General features: G+C 60.3%; 20 protein-coding genes. 11 read left to right on the top strand and 9 right to left on the bottom strand.

The window, feature by feature from the left end; translation table 11 throughout:
* The first annotated feature begins 114 nt into the window (after window positions 1-114).
* The 4 genes from carA to greA all read left to right on the top strand — a co-directional run bounded on the left by carA (window position 115) and on the right by greA (window position 5,530).
* Window positions 115-1,293, top strand: a complete 1,179-nt coding sequence (gene carA / locus ACI2I1_RS00100) for a glutamine-hydrolyzing carbamoyl-phosphate synthase small subunit (RefSeq protein WP_221541488.1) — start codon at window positions 115-117, stop codon at window positions 1,291-1,293.
* On the top strand, window positions 1,290-1,628 hold the full coding sequence (locus ACI2I1_RS00095; RefSeq protein WP_404677418.1) for a hypothetical protein: 339 nt from the start codon (window positions 1,290-1,292) through the stop codon (window positions 1,626-1,628). Before carA ends, ACI2I1_RS00095 begins: the two co-directional genes overlap by 4 nt.
* Window positions 1,628-4,951 carry a carbamoyl-phosphate synthase large subunit gene (carB, locus tag ACI2I1_RS00090; RefSeq protein ID WP_404677417.1) on the top strand — a complete coding sequence of 1,108 codons (3,324 nt, stop codon included), beginning with the start codon at window positions 1,628-1,630 and terminating at the stop codon, window positions 4,949-4,951. Before ACI2I1_RS00095 ends, carB begins: the two co-directional genes overlap by 1 nt.
* A 111-nt stretch (window positions 4,952-5,062) precedes the next feature.
* The gene (greA, locus tag ACI2I1_RS00085) at window positions 5,063-5,530 is read left to right on the top strand and encodes a transcription elongation factor GreA (RefSeq protein ID WP_247710608.1); all 468 of its coding nucleotides are present in this window, start codon (window positions 5,063-5,065) and stop codon (window positions 5,528-5,530) included.
* Between the two features lie 56 nt (window positions 5,531-5,586).
* Here the strand turns inward: greA and ACI2I1_RS00080 are convergent, their stop codons facing one another.
* The 6 genes from ACI2I1_RS00080 to ACI2I1_RS00055 form a co-directional block, all read right to left on the bottom strand.
* On the bottom strand, window positions 5,587-6,108 hold the full coding sequence (locus tag ACI2I1_RS00080) for a GNAT family N-acetyltransferase (protein ID WP_221541491.1): 522 nt from the start codon (window positions 6,106-6,108) through the stop codon (window positions 5,587-5,589).
* A gap of 12 nt (window positions 6,109-6,120) precedes the next feature.
* On the bottom strand, window positions 6,121-6,351 hold the full coding sequence (locus tag ACI2I1_RS00075) for a DUF4170 domain-containing protein (RefSeq protein ID WP_221541492.1): 231 nt from the start codon (window positions 6,349-6,351) through the stop codon (window positions 6,121-6,123).
* Between the two features lie 113 nt (window positions 6,352-6,464).
* Window positions 6,465-6,974, bottom strand: a complete 510-nt coding sequence (locus ACI2I1_RS00070) for a hypothetical protein (protein WP_404677416.1) — start codon at window positions 6,972-6,974, stop codon at window positions 6,465-6,467.
* A gap of 53 nt (window positions 6,975-7,027) precedes the next feature.
* The gene (locus ACI2I1_RS00065) at window positions 7,028-7,342 is read right to left on the bottom strand and encodes a hypothetical protein (RefSeq protein ID WP_404677415.1); all 315 of its coding nucleotides are present in this window, start codon (window positions 7,340-7,342) and stop codon (window positions 7,028-7,030) included.
* A gap of 13 nt (window positions 7,343-7,355) precedes the next feature.
* The gene (locus tag ACI2I1_RS00060) at window positions 7,356-7,793 is read right to left on the bottom strand and encodes a phage holin family protein (protein ID WP_404677414.1); all 438 of its coding nucleotides are present in this window, start codon (window positions 7,791-7,793) and stop codon (window positions 7,356-7,358) included.
* Window positions 7,794-7,816: 23 nt separating this feature from the next.
* The gene (locus ACI2I1_RS00055; protein WP_404677413.1) at window positions 7,817-8,458 is read right to left on the bottom strand and encodes a hypothetical protein; all 642 of its coding nucleotides are present in this window, start codon (window positions 8,456-8,458) and stop codon (window positions 7,817-7,819) included.
* Between the two features lie 177 nt (window positions 8,459-8,635).
* On the opposite strand from ACI2I1_RS00055, the gene eno reads away from it, so the two are divergent.
* Window positions 8,636-9,925, top strand: a complete 1,290-nt coding sequence (eno, locus tag ACI2I1_RS00050; RefSeq protein ID WP_404677412.1) for a phosphopyruvate hydratase — start codon at window positions 8,636-8,638, stop codon at window positions 9,923-9,925.
* 39 nt (window positions 9,926-9,964) lie between these two features.
* Here the strand turns inward: eno and ribH are convergent, their stop codons facing one another.
* From ribH to ACI2I1_RS00035, 3 genes are all read right to left on the bottom strand, one after another.
* Window positions 9,965-10,393: a 6,7-dimethyl-8-ribityllumazine synthase gene (ribH, locus tag ACI2I1_RS00045; protein WP_404677411.1), complete on the bottom strand. Its 429-nt coding sequence runs from the start codon at window positions 10,391-10,393 to the stop codon at window positions 9,965-9,967.
* A 5-nt stretch (window positions 10,394-10,398) separates the two neighbouring features.
* Complete coding sequence (gene ribB, locus ACI2I1_RS00040) at window positions 10,399-11,637, bottom strand: 3,4-dihydroxy-2-butanone-4-phosphate synthase (protein WP_404677410.1); 1,239 nt, start codon at window positions 11,635-11,637, stop codon at window positions 10,399-10,401.
* Between the two features lie 737 nt (window positions 11,638-12,374).
* Complete coding sequence (locus ACI2I1_RS00035) at window positions 12,375-12,818, bottom strand: helix-turn-helix domain-containing protein (protein WP_404677409.1); 444 nt, start codon at window positions 12,816-12,818, stop codon at window positions 12,375-12,377.
* Window positions 12,819-12,885: 67 nt separating this feature from the next.
* Between ACI2I1_RS00035 and ACI2I1_RS00030 the strand changes: the two genes are divergently transcribed.
* From ACI2I1_RS00030 to ACI2I1_RS00005, 6 genes are all read left to right on the top strand, one after another.
* On the top strand, window positions 12,886-13,506 hold the full coding sequence (locus tag ACI2I1_RS00030; protein WP_404677408.1) for a cation transporter: 621 nt from the start codon (window positions 12,886-12,888) through the stop codon (window positions 13,504-13,506).
* On the top strand, window positions 13,499-13,882 hold the full coding sequence (locus ACI2I1_RS00025; RefSeq protein ID WP_404677407.1) for a DUF3703 domain-containing protein: 384 nt from the start codon (window positions 13,499-13,501) through the stop codon (window positions 13,880-13,882). Before ACI2I1_RS00030 ends, ACI2I1_RS00025 begins: the two co-directional genes overlap by 8 nt.
* Before the next feature lie 83 nt (window positions 13,883-13,965).
* Window positions 13,966-14,304, top strand: coding sequence for a hypothetical protein (locus ACI2I1_RS00020; RefSeq protein ID WP_404677406.1), 339 nt, complete (start codon window positions 13,966-13,968; stop codon window positions 14,302-14,304).
* 65 nt (window positions 14,305-14,369) lie between these two features.
* On the top strand, window positions 14,370-15,623 hold the full coding sequence (locus ACI2I1_RS00015) for a TolC family protein (RefSeq protein WP_404677405.1): 1,254 nt from the start codon (window positions 14,370-14,372) through the stop codon (window positions 15,621-15,623).
* A gap of 11 nt (window positions 15,624-15,634) precedes the next feature.
* The gene (locus ACI2I1_RS00010; protein WP_404677404.1) at window positions 15,635-16,798 is read left to right on the top strand and encodes an efflux RND transporter periplasmic adaptor subunit; all 1,164 of its coding nucleotides are present in this window, start codon (window positions 15,635-15,637) and stop codon (window positions 16,796-16,798) included.
* A gap of 58 nt (window positions 16,799-16,856) precedes the next feature.
* The coding region (locus ACI2I1_RS00005; RefSeq protein ID WP_404678299.1) for an efflux RND transporter permease subunit at window positions 16,857-17,335 on the top strand (479 nt) is incomplete at its 3' end.

Raw genomic sequence — 17,335 nt, 5'->3', positions numbered from 1 at the left:
GTGGCCGTAATGCCAAGGGTTCGTCCAATTAGGCGGTTGACGGGACTCGCTCCGATCCTTAGCGGCTGGGACTTAGCACACATCGCTGGAAACCCCTGACACCGGAGCGCCCCCATGGCCCTGTCCGCATTTTCGCACGCGCAACCCAAAGACGCGACGGGAGTCATCGTCCTCGCCGACGGAACCTGTATCTGGGGCAAGGGCTTCGGCGCCTCCGGCACGGCTGTCGGCGAAGTCTGCTTCAACACGGCCATGACCGGCTATCAGGAAGTGATGACCGATCCTTCCTATGACAGCCAGATCGTCACTTTCACCTTCCCGCACATCGGCAATGTCGGCGCGAACGAGGAAGACGTGGAGAGCCGCGGCCTGGGCGCAGTCGGCCTTATCGTGCGGCAGGACGTGACCCGTCATTCGAATTTCCGGGCGCGCGACGAATTCGTCGAATGGTGCGTAAAGCATGGCAAGATCGGCCTGTCGGGTGTCGACACCCGCGCGCTGACCCGCCGTATCCGTGTGCAGGGCGCGCCCAATGCGGTGATCGCGCACAACCCGCGCGGCCAGTTCGACATGAAGGCGCTTAAAAAGCAGGCCGCGGAATGGAGCGGGCTGGAAGGCCTCGATCTCGTCCCCCGCGTGACGCGGGAAGCGCATGAAAACTGGAAGGGAGGGTTCTGGCAGCTCGGCACCGGCTATGCCGAGGCCGACAATCAGAAGCCGCATGTCGTCGCGATCGATTACGGGGCGAAGGACAATATCTTCCGCAATCTGGTGCAGGCGGGCGCGAAAGTGACCGTGGTTCCAGCGCGGACCAGCCTCGAGGATATCCTGGCCCTCGAGCCTGCGGGTGTTTTCCTGTCCAACGGCCCCGGCGATCCGGCAGCGACGGGCGAATATGCCGTGCCTGTGATCAAAGGCCTGCTCGACCGCGATATACCGCTGTTTGGCATCTGCCTTGGCCACCAGATGCTCGGCCTTGCGGCAGGGGCAAAGACTGCCAAGATGTTCCAGGGCCACCGCGGCGCCAATCATCCCGTCCAGCGCGTCGGGGAAGGGTGGGGAGACAGCACGGGCCTCGTCGAGATCACCAGCATGAACCACGGCTTTGCGGTCGATGGCGAAACCTTGCCCGACGGTGTCGAGCAGACCCATGTCTCGCTGTTCGATGGAACCAATTGCGGGATTTCGATCAAGGGCAAGAAAGCGTTCGGCGTGCAGTATCATCCCGAGGCGAGCCCCGGCCCGCAGGACAGTTTCTACTTGTTCGAGAAATTCGTGGGGATGTTGGGGTGAACGGCAAGTATGGCCTATTCGTAGGGGGGGTGGCGTTGTCGATGGGGCTGACCTCCTGTGACCAGACCACACATTCGGTAACCGTTGATCTTCCGACGAAAATCGATTTTTCTGACGGTTTCCAGCAATCCGATGCTGATGCCATTCTCAAGGAATGTAACGCAGAAAACATCGAGTTGAAGATAGGTGATACGGGTGAAATCACCTTCGAGCCGAGTATTAACGCAGACTACGACGCATCGGTGTGTGTCCTCGAATATGTCAAAAAATCAGGCACGACGAAGTTCGGCTTTGTCGGCAATGAAAAACACGTGACGCCGGAAGAAGGCCAATAATGCCCAAAAGAACCGACATTTCCTCGATCCTCGTCATTGGCGCCGGTCCGATCATCATCGGCCAGGCCTGCGAGTTCGACTATTCCGGCACCCAGGCGATCAAGGCGCTGAAGGAAGAGGGTTACCGGGTCATCCTGGTGAACTCCAATCCCGCTACGATCATGACCGATCCGGAAATGGCCGACGCGACCTATATCGAGCCGATCACGCCCGAAATTGTCGCCAAGATCATCGAGAAGGAGCGCCCCGATGCGGTGCTGCCCACGATGGGCGGGCAGACGGCGCTCAACTGTGCGCTGGCGCTCTTCAACGATGGCACGCTGGAGAAATTCGGCGTCCAGATGATCGGAGCGGATGCCGATGCGATCGACAAGGCAGAGAACCGTCAGCGTTTCCGCGAGGCGATGGACAAGATCGGCCTCGAAAGCGCACGCAGCGGCGTCGCCAATACGGTCGATGAAGCCTATGCCGTGCTCGAGCGGACGGGCCTTCCTTCCATCATCCGCCCCAGCTTCACACTCGGCGGAACGGGCGGCGGCATTGCCTATAACAAGGCCGAGTTCGAACGCATCGTGCGCGAAGGCCTGGACGCATCTCCCACCACCGAAGTCCTGATCGAGGAATCTCTCCTCGGCTGGAAGGAATATGAGATGGAGGTGGTGCGTGACCGCAAGGACAATTGCATCATCATCTGTTCGATCGAGAACGTCGATCCGATGGGCGTGCATACGGGCGATTCCATCACCGTCGCGCCGGCGCTGACGCTGACGGATAAAGAATACCAGATCATGCGTACCGCCAGCATCGAGGTGCTGCGGGAAATTGGCGTGGAAACAGGCGGTTCGAACGTACAGTTCGCAGTCAATCCAGCCGATGGCCGCCTGATCGTGATCGAGATGAACCCGCGTGTTTCGCGCTCCTCGGCGCTGGCATCGAAGGCCACCGGCTTCCCCATCGCCCGCGTCGCGGCGAAGCTGGCGGTGGGCTACACGCTCGACGAAATCCAGAACGAGATCACCGGTGCGACCCCGGCTTCGTTCGAACCGACCATCGACTATGTCGTGACCAAGATCCCGCGCTTCGCCTTCGAGAAGTTCAAGGGAGCGAAGAACGAGCTTTCCACGGCGATGAAGTCGGTCGGCGAAGTCATGGCCATCGGCCGCTGTTTCGCGGAATCGATGCAGAAGGCGCTGCGCGGTCTCGAAACCGGGCTCGACGGCTTCAACCGCGTGCCCGAACTGGAAGGCGTGAGCCGCGAGAAGATCACCGCTTCGCTCAGCCAGCGCACGCCCGACCGTATCCTCAAGATCGCCCAAGCGTTCCGCGAGGAATTTACGGTGGAGGAAATCAACCAGATCACCGGCTTCGACCCTTGGTTCCTCCGTCAGATCGAAGCGATCATCTACGAAGAGAAAATGCTCGCGCACAATGGTTTGCCGCGCGATGCCGACGAAATGCGCCGCCTGAAAGCGATGGGCTTTTCGGACAAGCGCCTTGCCACTCTGGCGGTCCGCTCTGTCGGCGTGGCAGGAGGCCTCGCGGAAACGCAGGCGCGCCGGTCCGGTCTTCTACACGATGCCCTGCGCGCCATGGCCGGTGCCACGAGCGAGCAGGAAGTGCGCAAGCTGCGCCATAAGCTGGGCGTCTATCCGGTATTCAAGCGCATCGACAGCTGCGCCGCCGAGTTCGAGGCGATCACGCCCTATATGTATTCGACCTACGAAGCGCCCAGCTTCGGGGAGAGCGAAGACGAGGCGGATCCGAGCGACCGCAAGAAGATCGTCATCCTGGGCGGCGGCCCGAACCGGATCGGGCAGGGCATCGAATTCGATTATTGCTGCGTCCATGCGTGTTTCGCGCTGGCTGAGGCAGGGTTCGAGACCATCATGGTCAACTGCAACCCTGAAACGGTTTCCACCGATTACGATACATCTGACCGGCTCTATTTCGAGCCGCTGACCGAAGAAGACGTCCTGGAAATCATGCGCGTCGAAATGTCGAAAGGCGAAGTGGTCGGCGTGATCGTCCAGTTCGGTGGGCAGACGCCGCTGAAACTGGCCTCTGCGCTCGAGCGTGAGGGTATCCCGATCCTCGGCACCAGCCCCGACGCGATCGATCTTGCGGAAGACCGCGAACGGTTTGCCAAGCTGGTCAACAAGCTGAATCTCAAGCAGCCGCTTAATGGGATCGCCAAGAGCCGCGACGAGGCTGCTGCGGCTGCCGCGCGTATCGGTTATCCGGTTCTGCTGCGCCCAAGCTACGTTCTGGGCGGCCGTGCGATGGAAATCGTCGACAGTGAACCGCAGCTCGACGACTATATCGCCACCGCCGTCAACGTGTCGGGGGACAGCCCCGTGCTGGTCGACCAATATCTGCGCGATGCCGTGGAATGCGATGTCGATGTCGTCTCGGACGGCAGCGAGGTTCGCATTGCTGGCGTCATGCAGCATATCGAGGAAGCCGGCGTGCACTCGGGCGACAGTGCCTGCACCCTGCCGCCCTACAGCCTGCCTGCCGACATCATCGAGGAGATGGAGCGTCAGGCGACGGCCCTGGCCGAGGCGCTGAACGTGCGCGGTCTGATGAATGTGCAGTTCGCAGTGAAGGACGGGGAGGTTTACCTGATCGAGGTCAACCCGCGCGCCAGCCGCACGGTGCCCTTCGTCGCCAAGGCCATCGGCCAGCCGGTGGCCAAAGTTGCCGCGCGCGTCATGGCGGGCGAGCCGCTGTCAAGCTTCGAACCCTTCGATCTCAAGCCCGACCACATGGCGGTGAAGGAAGCCGTGTTCCCCTTTGCCCGGTTCCCCGGGGCCGACCCGGTTCTTTCGCCGGAAATGAAATCCACCGGCGAAGTCATGGGTATCGACCGCAGCTTCCCGGCCGCATTCTACAAGTCGCAGCTCGGCGCGGGTATGAAGCTGCCGACGGAAGGCACGATCTTCGTGTCGGTCAAGGACAGCGACAAGGACGTTATCCTACCGGCGGTCCGCTCGATGATCGAGCAAGGCTTTCGCATCATCGCCACTGGCGGCACGCAGCGCTTCCTGTCCGAGAACGGGCTCGAGGTGGAGCGCGTCAACAAGGTTGCCGAGGGCAGGCCGCATATCGTCGATGCGATCATCGACGGCGAGGTCGCGCTGATCTTCAATTCGACCGAGGGGTGGCAGTCGCTGCTCGACAGCCAGTCGATCCGCGAGGCAGCGCTGGAAAAGAAGCTGCCCTATTACACCACGGCGGCGGCAAGCGCCGCCGCGGCGCGCGCAATTGCGGAGGTTTCGACCGAGCAGCTTGAAGTGCGTTCCCTGCAAGACTATTATAGCTGACAAGAATTAGACGCGTACCCTTCCTTACATTCGGTCCCGACAGGCTCCGCAACCCGCGGTCCGGGGTCCAATTGTCCGGGGAGGGGCGCCAAGCAGGAAGGAATTGGGCGCATGGAAAAGGTGCCGATGCTGCAAGAGGGTTATGAAAAGCTGACTGCAGACCTCAAGGTGCTGCGGGCGGAGCGCCCCAGGATCGTCGACGCGATCGAGGAAGCGCGCGCTCATGGCGATCTTTCGGAAAACGCGGAATATCACGCTGCGAAGGAGCGTCAGGGCCAGGTCGAGGCGATGATCGGCGATCTGGAAGACAAGATCAGCCGGGCGCAGATTATCGACCCCACCACCTTGTCGGGCGACAAGGTGATCTTCGGCGCGACCGTTACGCTTCTCGATGAAGACGACAAGCCGGTGAAGTATCAGATCGTCGGCCAGACCGAGGCTGATGCCGCCAAGGGACGCATCAGCTACACCTCTCCGATCGCGCGCGCGCTGATCGGCAAGCAGGTGGAAGACGAGATCGAGGTCACCGTGCCCAGCGGTGACAAGTTCTACCTCGTCGACAAGATCGAATTCGTTTGAGCTAAAAAGATTACGGGGTGAGGGCAGGGCCCTCATCCCGCTTCGCGCTTGGCATTTCAGGCGTTCGACAAACGCCCGTTTTTAGGAGCGCTTTCATTCGCAAGCTCGATCTCGCGCACCATCGCCCAATTGGTGATTTCAACCCCTTCGATTTCGAAGGTGCGTTTCTTCATCGCCGTATAGCCTGCGCTTTCGAATGCAGGTTTGGCTACCTCGCTCGCCTCGGTGAAGAGGTGCGTAATCCCATGATATTTCGCATAAAGCGCCGCCGTCTCCAGCAGGCTGGAGGCGATGCCTTCTTCCGTATGATCGGGGTGGCAGTAGAGGTGGTCAAGATGCCCGTTCGACTCGAGCATGGCATAAGCGACCGGCTCGTCCTCTTCATCGGTGGCGATGAAAATCTGCGTGCCCGCGTCGGCTTCCGCTTGGTAGACCTCGGGGCCGGCCAGGTTGGACAACCAGGCGTCGACCTGCTCTTCGGTGTAGGCCTCGGGGCCGATGGCGCCGATCGCAGCGCGTCCAAGAAGGGCCAGTGCCTCGGCATCGCCTTCCTCGAATGAGCGGATCGAATAAGCCATCGGGTTTGTTCCTTACGCTTCCGGGTCGAGCAGCTTGTGGAGATGTACGATGACGTATTTCATTTCCGCATCGTCCACGGTGCGCTGGGCATTGCCGCGCCATGCGCTTTCGGCATTCTCGTAAGTCGAGAAAACGCCTGCCACGTGAATGCTCTCGGGATCGGAAAAGGTGACGCTGCGCGGATCGGTCACACGTCCACCCATCACCAGATACAGGGTTTGCTTGCTCTCTTTTTCTTCCATGGTCGGTATACTTTCGCTCTTTCGAGTTTCGGACGAAATCGGTCACGCCCATAAAGAAAGCGGCGCAACAGGCAAGCCTGTCACGCCGCTATACTGGTTTGGTTTAGATTTGGTTAGTTGCTCAGACGCGCGCGCAGATCGCGATAGCTGCGCTTGGATTTGCGGCTTGCGCGGCGACCGCTGGAGCGAATGGTATCGCCCATGGAGTCGAGGCGGTAACCGGCATCGCGCTTAAGGCGCCTCGCCTGAGTTTCAGCTGCATCGCCGAAGTCCTCGAACTTGTCGCCCGCGCCCTCGATCATCGAAAGTCCGTAAGCAATCGCAGCATCGGTGGCATAGGAGGCAAGCGAACCGCCGCGTCGGCCGAGTTCACGGCCGCGGCGAGTCATCGCACCGACTGCCAGACCAACCGCAATCGCGCCAGCAACTGTTGCGACCGGGTGCCTTTTCGCGAAATCTACCGCGCTGTCGGCTACATCTTTTGCCTGATCGAGAAGACCACGCTCTTCCTGACGGCGCTCCCCGGCTTCGATGCGTGCGCGCAACTGATCGCGCTTCTGCTGATCGGTCAGCTTACTGTCGGCACTGATCGGGGTGATGTTATTTTCGGCGGTGTCTGCCATGATATCGGTTCCTCATTGGATGGGTTGTTACCTTACTAACAAAGCGGACACCCTTAGTGTTCCGCCGCCCCGTCACGCAGATCCCACTCCTCGTCTTCTTCGCTTTCCCGAGAGTTATCGAACCCGAAGGCTGAAAGAATCGGATGACGCGCAAACCAGACGGCCACGGCGGCCAAAAGGGCAGTAAGTGCCCCCTTGTTGTCGTCGGCAAGATCTATGGCATCTTCGTAAAGATCGATCGCCCCTTCCTTGGCGCGGTCCAGGATACGCTCTCCAACACCCTTGTGGGCCAGATCCGCCTTCAAATGTTCGATGTCCGCATCGACGAGCGCGCGTGCTGAGTCGCGTAAGTGCTTGTCTGCCAACATTTGAGTTTTGCGATCAATCATCGTCATTGTCCGAAAAAGCAGTGCGAATATCGTCGATCCGCCCCTTCAGCATCCTCAGCAAGACGATGCCGGTTATGATGAGAGCGACGGTGACAATCGCTGTGGCGAGCCACGGGCCTACCAAGGGTGTAAGCGCAATAACAATGCCCACGGTAAGGGCGATGAGGGCGAGATGAAGCACGCCGAAGGCAGCGAAGCCTAATGCCAGTGCCCCCTTGATCCGGTTGGCAGTGTAGCCTGCACGGCTCTTTTGATAAGCCAGCTCCGCTTCTGCATATGTCTTTCCGTCTTCGAAAAGAGCAAGAAGATCATCCGCCAGCGATGGCCGCGCGGAATAATCCCCGTCGCTTTCTTCTTCGGAAATATGATCGTCAGGAACGTCGAGCGGGCCCGCCGGGCCCGCTCGTCCTGTCTGTTCGTTTTCTAGCATCTGGCCCCCGAATTTCGAGGCTATCAGCGACGAAAGATGCGCGAGAGCATGAAGCCTGCCACCGCGGCCAAGCCTACGGCCGTTCCGGGGCTCTTGCGGACGAAGGTGCGGCCATCTTCGACCAGGTCGTCAACACTCTTTTGATCAAGCTTGGCGGCGTAATCGTTGAGTGCACTTGAGGCGCTGCGGGCATAGTCGCCGTACTTCGCACCCAGCTTCTCATCGACCTGATGAGCGTTGTCGCTGATGGAGCGGCTTAGCGACCTCAGACCTTCGCTGGTTTTGACCTTGCCTTCGGTGGCCAATTCCTTGCTCTTCACCTTGGCATCGGCGCCATAAGTCTTCGCTTCAGCCACCCAATCGTCACCCTTGCCCTTGGCCTGACCACGATAAGCTGCGGCGCGCTCCTTGCCCTCGGCCTTGAGGGCTGCTGCACCGGCCTTCGCTTCTTCGAGCGCAGCGTTGAAGCGGCTTTTCGCTTCCGTGCGGTGTGCGTTGGTCGTGGTGGTTTCGGGTTCAACGGTCGTGGCAGTGTTGGTCACTGGAACTGTCTCCTTGGCTACACCTGTTTTCGCCACGGTCTTGCGCGGCTTCTTTGCGGTGCTGGTTTCTTTAGTGGTTTTCGTGCGCTTTTTCGGCGTTCCGCCTGCGGTTATTTCGGCCATGTCTAAATCCGTTTTCCCTCAATTCGTATTCATCTTCCGGGTAATTCGGAAACCCGGCCTTCGGCATTGCAACGCAGCTTGCGCGGGTGTGTTCCGACGCATAGAGCGCTTGTCCAATATCCCCGCTTTGGGGTGTCTTGTGCTTATACAACAGCTGATAACGAAGAGAGTTCCGAAATGACGGCCATCATCGACATCCATGCCCGTGAAATTCTCGACAGTCGTGGCAACCCGACCGTGGAAGTAGATGTGCTACTTGAAGACGGAAGCTTCGGCCGGGCTGCCGTGCCGTCAGGCGCCTCGACCGGCAAGCACGAGGCGGTCGAATTGCGCGATGGCGACAGTGGCCGTTACATGGGCAAGGGTGTGACGAAGGCGGTCGACGCCGTGAACACCGAAATCCGCGATCTGCTGGTCGGCAATTTCGATGCGGAAGATCAGCGCGATATCGATTTGTCCATGATTGCGCTGGACGATAGCTCCAACAAGGGGCGTCTGGGCGCGAACGGTATGCTCGGCGTCAGCATGGCGACCGCGAAGGCAGCGGCCAACGCACGCGGTTTGCCGCTTTACAGCTACATCGGCGGAGTGTCGGCGCACGTTCTGCCAGTGCCAATGATGAATATCATCAACGGCGGCGAGCATGCCGACAATCCGATCGACATTCAGGAATTCATGGTGATGCCGGTCGGGGCCGACAGCATCGCCGAAGCCGTCCGCTGGGGTGCGGAAATCTTCCATACCCTCAAGAAGAAGCTGGGTGAGAAAGGCCTAGCCACTTCCGTCGGCGACGAAGGTGGCTTCGCCCCAAATCTCAATGGCACCCGCGACGCGCTCGACTTCATTATGAATTCGATCGAACAGGCCGGCTTCACGCCGGGCGACGATGTTGTGCTTGCTCTCGACTGCGCGTCCACGGAATTCTTCCGCGATGGCAAATATGAAATATTGGGCGAGGGCCTTTCACTCGACGGTCACGGTATGGCGGAATATCTGGACAAGCTGTGCCGCGATTATCCCATCCGTTCGATCGAAGATGGAATGGCAGAAGACGATTTCGAAGGTTGGAAAGCCCTGACCGACCGCATTGGCAATACGATCCAGCTCGTCGGAGATGACTTGTTCGTCACCAATCCCGAACGCCTGCGCGATGGTATTGCACAAGGACTGGCAAATTCCCTTCTGGTGAAGGTCAACCAGATCGGCACACTCAGCGAAACCCTTGATGCAGTGAGCATCGCCAACAGGGCACGCTACACTGCCGTAATGTCACATCGCTCGGGCGAAACCGAAGATGCGACGATTGCGGATCTCGCGGTTGCGACGAATTGCGGACAGATCAAGACAGGCAGCCTCGCACGGTCGGACAGACTGGCGAAATACAACCAGCTTATCCGGATCGAGGAAGAACTGGGCGACAGTGCCGTCTACGCTGGGCGCGACTGCTTCGGCGCTATCGGGCTCTGATAAAAGCGAGGCGAGCCGGACTACCGGCTCGCCGCCATTTCAGGATGCGGCCGCGAACCGCATTTGGAGATCCAGAAGGGCGAGGGCGGCCTTGGCGGCTTCCCCGCCCTTGTTCATTTGCGCCGGATCGGCGCGCACAAGAGCCTGGTCGGAATTCTCGACGGTCAGTATCCCGTTGCCGATCGCAATTCCATCCATCGTCAGGGCCATGATGGCGCGGGCGCTTTCTCCGGCCACGATTTCGAAATGATAGGTTTCGCCGCGGATTACGACGCCGATGGCCACGAAACCGTCATATCGGCCGGTTTCGGCAGCCAGAGCAATTGCCCCGGGTATCTCAAGAGCGCCTGGCACCGTGAGAACTTCGACGGAATGGCCCGCTGCCTCGAGGGCCGCCTTGGCACCGGAGATGAGCATGTCGTTGAAGTCTTCATAGAAGCGCGCTTCAACGATGAGAAAATTCGCCATTTAGGTCACTCCGGAATGGAAAGGTGGTCGACGATTTCGAGGCCGTAACCTGCGATCGCCACGACATTGGGTTGTGAATTACTAAGCAGGGTCATGTCTTCCACGCCGAGATCGGCCAGGATTTGCGAGCCTATGCCCACGTTTCTTTCCGCTTCGCTCTGCGAATATCCGGCAGCAGGCTGGCCTGCGATGACCACGATCACCCCAGCGCCATGCTCTCCCATGACCTGCATTGCCCGCTGCAGTGTCCTTTTGCGGGGGCCCGGTTTGCCAAGCACGTCATCGAAGACGGAAATTGGATGCACCCGCGTCAGCGTGGGCTTGCCCTCGACGACCTCGCCCTTCTGCAAGGCATAGCTTTCGCTGCCATCGAGCTTGTTGCGATAGGTGAGCATCCGCCAGGTCCCGCCATAATCGGACTCGAAAGATTCTTCTCCGGTCCGCTCGACGAGATGATCGTAGCGCATCCGATATTCGATCAGGTCACGGATGGTGCCGATCTTCATGTCGTGCTTGCGCGCGAAGGTGACGAGGTCATCCAGTCGCGCCATCGTGCCATCGTCCTTCATGATCTCGCAAATCACACCGGAAGGATTGAGTCCGGCAAGGCGAGAGATGTCGACAGCGGCTTCTGTATGGCCGGCGCGCACCAGAACTCCCCCGTCACGGGCGGTCAGCGGGAACACATGACCTGGCGAGACAATGTCGTCAGGGCCCTTAGTCGGGTCGATCGCAACGGAAACGGTGCGCGACCGGTCGGCGGCGCTGATCCCGGTCGTAACGCCTGTCTTGGCCTCGATAGAGGTCGTGAACGCCGTCTGCATGCTTTCGCGGTTGTCGCGGCTCATGGGCTCAAGACCGAGCGCCTTTACTCGCTTGCTGTCCAGCGAGAGACAGATGAGGCCGCGGCCATGCGTGGCCATGAAGTTGATCGCATTGGGTGTGGCCATTTGAGCAGGAATGACAAGATCGCCTTCGTTCTCGCGATCCTCGTCATCGACCAGGATGAACATCCGACCATTACGTGCTTCGTCGATAATCTCCTCAGCGCCGACGATGACAGGAGTTTCGTCATTAGCTTCCAGAAAGCGCTCTAGTTTGGCGAGTGTATCGGTGGTTGGGTTCCAGCTCTCGTCGGTGCAATCACGGAGCGTATTGGCATGAAGACCCGCACCGCGTGCGAGGCCCGTGCGTGTCATCAAGCCATTGCCAATGATCGCGCGAACTTTTTCAATAGTGTTCATGCGAGCCCGCTATCACATCAAAATGTGATCCGCAATGTCGAGTCACATTAAATGAGAATCGAGATAACTCGGCTGTCGATGGAAGTGCGGGCGATCATTGGATGTAGAGAAAAATGGTGGACGCACTAGGGCTCGAACCTAGGACCCGCTGATTAAGAGTCAGCAGACCATCGTTGTTTTCGTTGAATAATTTTCCCAACTAGAGCAATTTCGATGCCAATAAGATCAATAAGTTAAACTTGAAAATCCAACTACCAGGGTTCGAGCGCGGGGTCGGGAACGCGCTCTTGCATCGATAAGCTACGAGATGTCTTTTCGTGTTCGTGACCAAGCAGCATTGCGTTTGCAATTAGCGCGATCTCTGGATCGATCATTGCTTACCCACCGGGCTCCCTGGACGTTATTGTGCAAACGCTACACGACAACCCGAGCTGCTCGCTGGCGCTAGGTAGCTAGCTAGCATCAAGACCAGTGATGTGTTTTATAGTTTCAAGCGACCGGGTCAGCGGGCGTGCACGATCGAAAAGGAACCTAGCCGAGGAGGGAGCATGGGCCGCGCGAGAGCTGAAGAAAGGTTGCGATTGCTCGCCACTAAGCTCGAGAACTCTCCAGCTCTTTCGTCGACAAAGACGGCTTAATGGTGCGTAAGAGGCACTGCCCATGGAAGGTTGGATAGCGGATCTAGGCATACGATAATCGCGAATTGAATATCTGGTTCACGTCCTAATGTTGGCCATTCAATCCTTCTCTGCGTTACCTGTAGGCGGACGGCCATCGAGGTCTTCCACGACGCTATGGCGCCCCAGGCTTCCGATGATCTGGCATTCACCGATCTTGTCCGCTTGGCAGGACCATAGCATCTGTCCCAGTTCCTCTCTTAGCGCCATTAGATCGGAGATTTTGCGCTCAACCTCGGCCAGTTGCTGTTGAACCAGTCGATCTACATCCTGACAGGGGTTGTCGTCATGGTCGGACAGGGTGAGCAGTTCGCGCACCTGTGCCATGCTGAAGCCGAGCTGCCGCGCGCGGCGAACGAATGTAAGCGCTGCCAAGTGATTGTCCGAATAGTCGCGGTAATTGCTGTCAGTTCGATCCGCAGCCGGCAATATGCCTTCGCGTTCATAATAGCGGATCGTCTCCGCCTTTGTGCCGGTGGCTTTCGCCAGTTCTCCGATACGCATCGCTTGACCTTGTAGTTGCTACAAGGTGCATATGTTCTTGCGACTCGAACGTTGCAAGGAGAGTGGCATGGTGAAATCCTGCTGCCAGACACTGGAGCCTGACACCGCCGCGCATAACGATCCGCGCTGGCGCCGTGTCCTGTGGATCGCACTCATCGTTAATGCCGCCATGTTCGTGGTGGAGATGGCGGCCGGTGTCGCTGCTGATTCCCGTTCGCTCCAGGCCGATGCGCTCGATTTCTTCGGCGATGCCGCAAACTATGCAATCAGTCTTGGCGTCGCCGGGATGGCGCTCGCATGGCGGGCCAGAGCTGCCTTGGTGAAGGCTACGACCATGCTCGCCTTTGGCATCTGGGTGATCGGCTATGCGATCTATGGATTGATGGCTGGTGCCAATCCGGAGCCGGCCACAATGGGAGTGGTCGGCACGCTGGCTCTGACGACTAATGTGATCGTCGCGCTCATGCTCTTCCGTTTCCGAAAAGGCGATGCGAACATGCGATCGGTATGGATTTGCTCTCGCAACGACGCGATCGGAAACGTTGCGGTTCTCGGCGCCGCCCTCGGCGTGTTTGGAACGGGCGACGCGTGGCCCGACCTGCTCGTCGCCTCGATCATGGCCGGACTAGCCCTGTGGGGCAGTGCGGAGGTGTTCGGCCAGGCACGCCGGGAGCTGTCCCATGGATAGCAATACCTCTCCCAGCAGGTATGCATTTCTCGCAGAAGAATACCGGCGCGCAGCGAAGGCTTCGGACGAGCAGAACTTCGAGGAAGCCTGGCACCATCTCGAGCGGGCCCACGTGGTTGCCCAAGATCGCTTGGGACCGCACTGCGTCTCGCATTGGCGTATGCTGGAGCTTGCGTGGAGGACGCGTGATTCGCGCGAACTTGTCGGTCAGATATTCCGGCTTTTCCTTGCCCCCATAGGCAACATCACCGGCCGACTTCCAATCGGAAACAGTGGTCGTTCGAATGTAAGCGCATTCGCTCGGATGGAAATAGAACCGGAGATCAGTCGTGTGCTTGGTCAATCGCCAGCTCAAGATGCTCGCGCGTCGAAGTAGATTGATTGTGTTGTTATGAAATCACATTCCGTTTCGCGCGATAGTTCTTTCGCAGCCAAGCCGCTAATGCTACCGGACAGGCTATGACCCGGCTCTTCGCCCGCTCCCTCTTGCTTCAGCTAATCACGCTGTGCACTGCATTCGGTGTCCTGTGGGCTCCGGTAGCGGAAGCGGCCGAATGCGGGGGAGAGCCTCCGATAGCATCTCAGCTCGAGCAGCACGACGAGCCCGGCGATGATGACCGTGGCCCGGAGAAGCACGGCGCCTGTGCGCATGGCCACTGTCATCATGCTTCGCAGGCCGTCGGACGGTCGCCTGACGCCTTTGCCTTGGGCTCGGTCATGAGTGCCCTGCGCGCTGGCGATCAGCCATCCTTCGCGTCCAATCTGACCGAACTGGCGACACCCCCTCCTCGCGGCTGACGTTCGCCGCGCGTCGGATTTGTTTCCCGACGCCGAACTGAACGTCAGCAGAGGAATACCCATCCATGTTCGCCATATCGTGGCGAGCAGCCCCCGTCTGGGGGCTGATACTCGCCCTGTCCACGGGACCTGCCAGCGCGCAGGACCTGCGTGTCGTCACGCTCGACGACGCCCTTGAACTCAGCGGGGTCGCCGCTGAGGCCGATACCGCCACCACCAACCCCCGCCTCGTGGGGCCCCGTGCTGAAACCGACGCGGCGGTCGCGCTTGTCGATCAGGCTCGCCTGAGCCCGAACCCCGAGATCTCGTTCGACGTCGAGAACATCGCCGGCAGCGGCGCATTCTCGGGTCTCCAGTCTACCGAATATACGCTCTCCGTCGGCCAGCGTCTCGAACTCGGCGGCAAGCGATCCGCGCGGATCGGTGCGGCAGAAGCCCAGGCCGAACTGGCATCTCTCAGGGCCGACCTTACCGCGGTCGAACTGGGACAGCTGGTGCGCGAGCGATATCTCGCAGCTGCTGCAGCGGCTGCGCGGGTCGAACTTGCCGAAGATGTCGTGGCGCGTAACGAGGAACTGGCTCGCATTGCCGGTGTCCTGGTCGAGGTCGGCCGCGAGCCGCCTCTGCGCGCATTGAGGGCGGAGGCGACCCTTGCCGAAGCGCGCGCGAGCCTGGTTGAGGCAGAGGCGGAGAGCCTGTCGGCTCGAACAGCGCTCGCAACTCTATGGGCCGGCGGTGAAGCGCCGCTCATTCCGGCGGAATTTCCGCATATCCTTCCGCCCGCATCGCTTATGTCCGAGGCGCAGGAAAGCCTCACCTATAGGGTCGCGCGAGCCGAGAGCACTGCTGCTGCGGCGGAGATCGAGCGGCAGCGAAGTTTGCGTATTCCCGATCCGACGGTCTCTGCGGGCGTGCGGCGCTTCGGGGAAAGCGGCGACAACGCGTTTCTCGTCGGCGTTTCGATCCCGCTTCCTTTTCGAGACCGGAACCAGGGTAACATCGCCGCTGCCGAGGCTCGGTTGCGTGCAGCGAGCGCTCGCGAAGCGGTGGCTCGCGCGGATTACGAGCAGGCGGTCGCCACTGCCCGGGCAAGGTATCGTGGTGCGGAAGCGCGCGTCGAAACCCTGTCGCAGACATCGCTCCCGCAGGCGGAGGAGGCATTGCGCCTCGTTCGCATCGGATATCGCAACGGACGTTTTCCCCTGATCGAAGTTCTCGCGGCCGCAGAGGCACGTGACACGATCCGCGAGGCGCTCATCGCCGCCCGCGAACAAAGGGGTCTGGCCGCAGCCGAACTGATCGGGCTGGCCGCACAATGAAGGATACATCAATGACACGCAGAAAGCTGGCGATCCTCGTCGGTATCGTGATCGCGATTGGCGCTATGGCGCTGATATTCTGGCCAACCTCCGAGGTCGACGACCATGCAGGTGAGGATGACCATGCGCAGGAGGAACCTGCGGCCGAGACACCGGAAGGGGTGATCACGCTTAGCGACAAGCAGATTAGCGAGGGCGGGATACAGCTGGCCGCCGTCCGGTCTGGGGCCGCTGTCGAGCTCGTCTTCCCAGCGACTGTCGCAGCGAGCCCCACTGCATCCGCTCGTATCGATGCCCGCGCCTCGGGGGTCGTCCGCTCCGTCGGCAAGACGCTGGGCGATTATGTGGCACGCGGCGAGACCGTCGCCCGCATCGAGAGCGCGGATGCCGCTGCTCTCGCCTCCCAGGTGAGCGCAGCAAGCGCGCGGGTGAACGAACTGTCGGCCGCCTATGAACGCGAACGGCGTCTGTTCGAGGAGAATGTCACGGCCCGCCAGGATCTGGAAGCCGCACGGGCCAATCTCAGCGTGGCACGTTCGGAACTTCAGCGGGCGCAGGCCGCGGTAGCGGCAGCTGGCGTCAGCGGCGATGGGCGTTCCCTGGCGGTCACCTCGCCCTTGGCTGGCAGGATTACCGCGGCACCGATTGTGCTCGGGGCCTTCGTCGATGCCGGCGAGGAACTCTACCGCGTGGTCGATCCCAATGGCCTCCAGATCGAGGTGGCTCTGCCTTCGGCCGAAGTCTCTCGTATCCAACCTGGAGACGAGGCCGTGCTGGTGGTCGGCGACGGTCGGGAAATCGGCGCCCGGGTTCGTTCGGTGACGCCTTCGCTCGATCCGGAGAGCCGCAGTGCGACTGCGGTCCTGTCGTTATCGCGCGGCGTTCCGGGGCTTCAGCCGGGTGCCTTTCTCCAGGCGCGCATCAGGCCCTCGGGTGAGATAGACCGCGACCGCATCGCAGTGCCGGAAGACGCTATCCAGGTGGTCGAAGGACGCGACGTGGTCTTCGTGCGGACGAAGACCGGCTTCCAGGCTCGCGACGTGGAGCTCGGGACACGATCCGCTGGTCAAGTGACGATCCTTTCCGGTCTTCAGGAGGGATGGCGGATCGCTGTCGCCAATGCCTTCCTGCTCAAGGCCGAACTCGGGAAGGAGGGCGCTACCCATGGTCACTGAGACTCAGAACGAGCCCGCCGTGGATACCCACACCGATACGGCCAGCCATCGCCACGGTTTGATCGGGGCCATCCTCGACATCGCCGTGCGATTCCGCTGGGCGGTCATCGTCCTCACCGTATTCGCAGCCATCTACGGTGCCATGAACCTTTTGCGCCTTCCGATCGATGCGGTGCCGGACATCACCAACACGCAGGTGCAGATCAATACCAGCGCGTCTGCGCTCTCTCCCTCTCAGGTGGAGACGCAGGTGACCTTCCCTATCGAGACCGGGCTTGCCGGGATTGAGGGGTTGGAGATGACCCGCTCGATCTCGCGTAACGGCTTCAGCCAGGTCACTGCGATCTTCGAAGAAGGCACTGACATCTACTTCGCGCGCAGCCAAGTGAACGAACGGCTAGCCCCGATCGGTGCGTCGCTGCCGGAAGGAGCGGAGCCCACCATGGGACCGATCTCGACCGGCCTGGGCGAAGTGCTCATGTATACGATCGAATACGAGTATCCGGGAGGTCGCGATGCGCCCAAGGGTGGTCGAAC

This window comes from Qipengyuania sp. NPDC077563, assembly GCF_044901345.1.
Classification (GTDB): Bacteria; Pseudomonadota; Alphaproteobacteria; order Sphingomonadales; family Sphingomonadaceae; genus Qipengyuania; species Qipengyuania aestuarii.
The sequence above is the reverse complement of the archived record's forward strand: the minus strand, read 5'-3'. Positions and strand labels throughout refer to the sequence as shown.

Bases quoted from the DNA above. Each gene is read 5' to 3' on its own strand.
- ACI2I1_RS00030 (WP_404677408.1), top strand. From the start codon at position 12,886: ATGGTGAAATCCTGCTGCCAGACACTGGAGCCTGACACCGCCGCGCAT.
- ACI2I1_RS00020 (WP_404677406.1), top strand. From the start codon at position 13,966: ATGACCCGGCTCTTCGCCCGCTCCCTCTTGCTTCAGCTAATCACGCTG.
- ACI2I1_RS00010 (WP_404677404.1), top strand. From the start codon at position 15,635: ATGACACGCAGAAAGCTGGCGATCCTCGTCGGTATCGTGATCGCGATT.
- ACI2I1_RS00015 (WP_404677405.1), top strand. From the start codon at position 14,370: ATGTTCGCCATATCGTGGCGAGCAGCCCCCGTCTGGGGGCTGATACTC.
- carA (WP_221541488.1), top strand. From the start codon at position 115: ATGGCCCTGTCCGCATTTTCGCACGCGCAACCCAAAGACGCGACGGGA.
- carB (WP_404677417.1), top strand. From the start codon at position 1,628: ATGCCCAAAAGAACCGACATTTCCTCGATCCTCGTCATTGGCGCCGGT.
- ribB (WP_404677410.1), bottom strand. From the start codon at position 11,637: ATGAACACTATTGAAAAAGTTCGCGCGATCATTGGCAATGGCTTGATG.
- ACI2I1_RS00055 (WP_404677413.1), bottom strand. From the start codon at position 8,458: ATGGCCGAAATAACCGCAGGCGGAACGCCGAAAAAGCGCACGAAAACC.
- eno (WP_404677412.1), top strand. From the start codon at position 8,636: ATGACGGCCATCATCGACATCCATGCCCGTGAAATTCTCGACAGTCGT.
- ACI2I1_RS00065 (WP_404677415.1), bottom strand. From the start codon at position 7,342: ATGTTGGCAGACAAGCACTTACGCGACTCAGCACGCGCGCTCGTCGAT.
- ACI2I1_RS00060 (WP_404677414.1), bottom strand. From the start codon at position 7,793: ATGCTAGAAAACGAACAGACAGGACGAGCGGGCCCGGCGGGCCCGCTC.
- ribH (WP_404677411.1), bottom strand. From the start codon at position 10,393: ATGGCGAATTTTCTCATCGTTGAAGCGCGCTTCTATGAAGACTTCAAC.
- ACI2I1_RS00075 (WP_221541492.1), bottom strand. From the start codon at position 6,351: ATGGAAGAAAAAGAGAGCAAGCAAACCCTGTATCTGGTGATGGGTGGA.
- ACI2I1_RS00080 (WP_221541491.1), bottom strand. From the start codon at position 6,108: ATGGCTTATTCGATCCGCTCATTCGAGGAAGGCGATGCCGAGGCACTG.
- ACI2I1_RS00025 (WP_404677407.1), top strand. From the start codon at position 13,499: ATGGATAGCAATACCTCTCCCAGCAGGTATGCATTTCTCGCAGAAGAA.
- greA (WP_247710608.1), top strand. From the start codon at position 5,063: ATGGAAAAGGTGCCGATGCTGCAAGAGGGTTATGAAAAGCTGACTGCA.
- ACI2I1_RS00070 (WP_404677416.1), bottom strand. From the start codon at position 6,974: ATGGCAGACACCGCCGAAAATAACATCACCCCGATCAGTGCCGACAGT.
- ACI2I1_RS00035 (WP_404677409.1), bottom strand. From the start codon at position 12,818: ATGCGTATCGGAGAACTGGCGAAAGCCACCGGCACAAAGGCGGAGACG.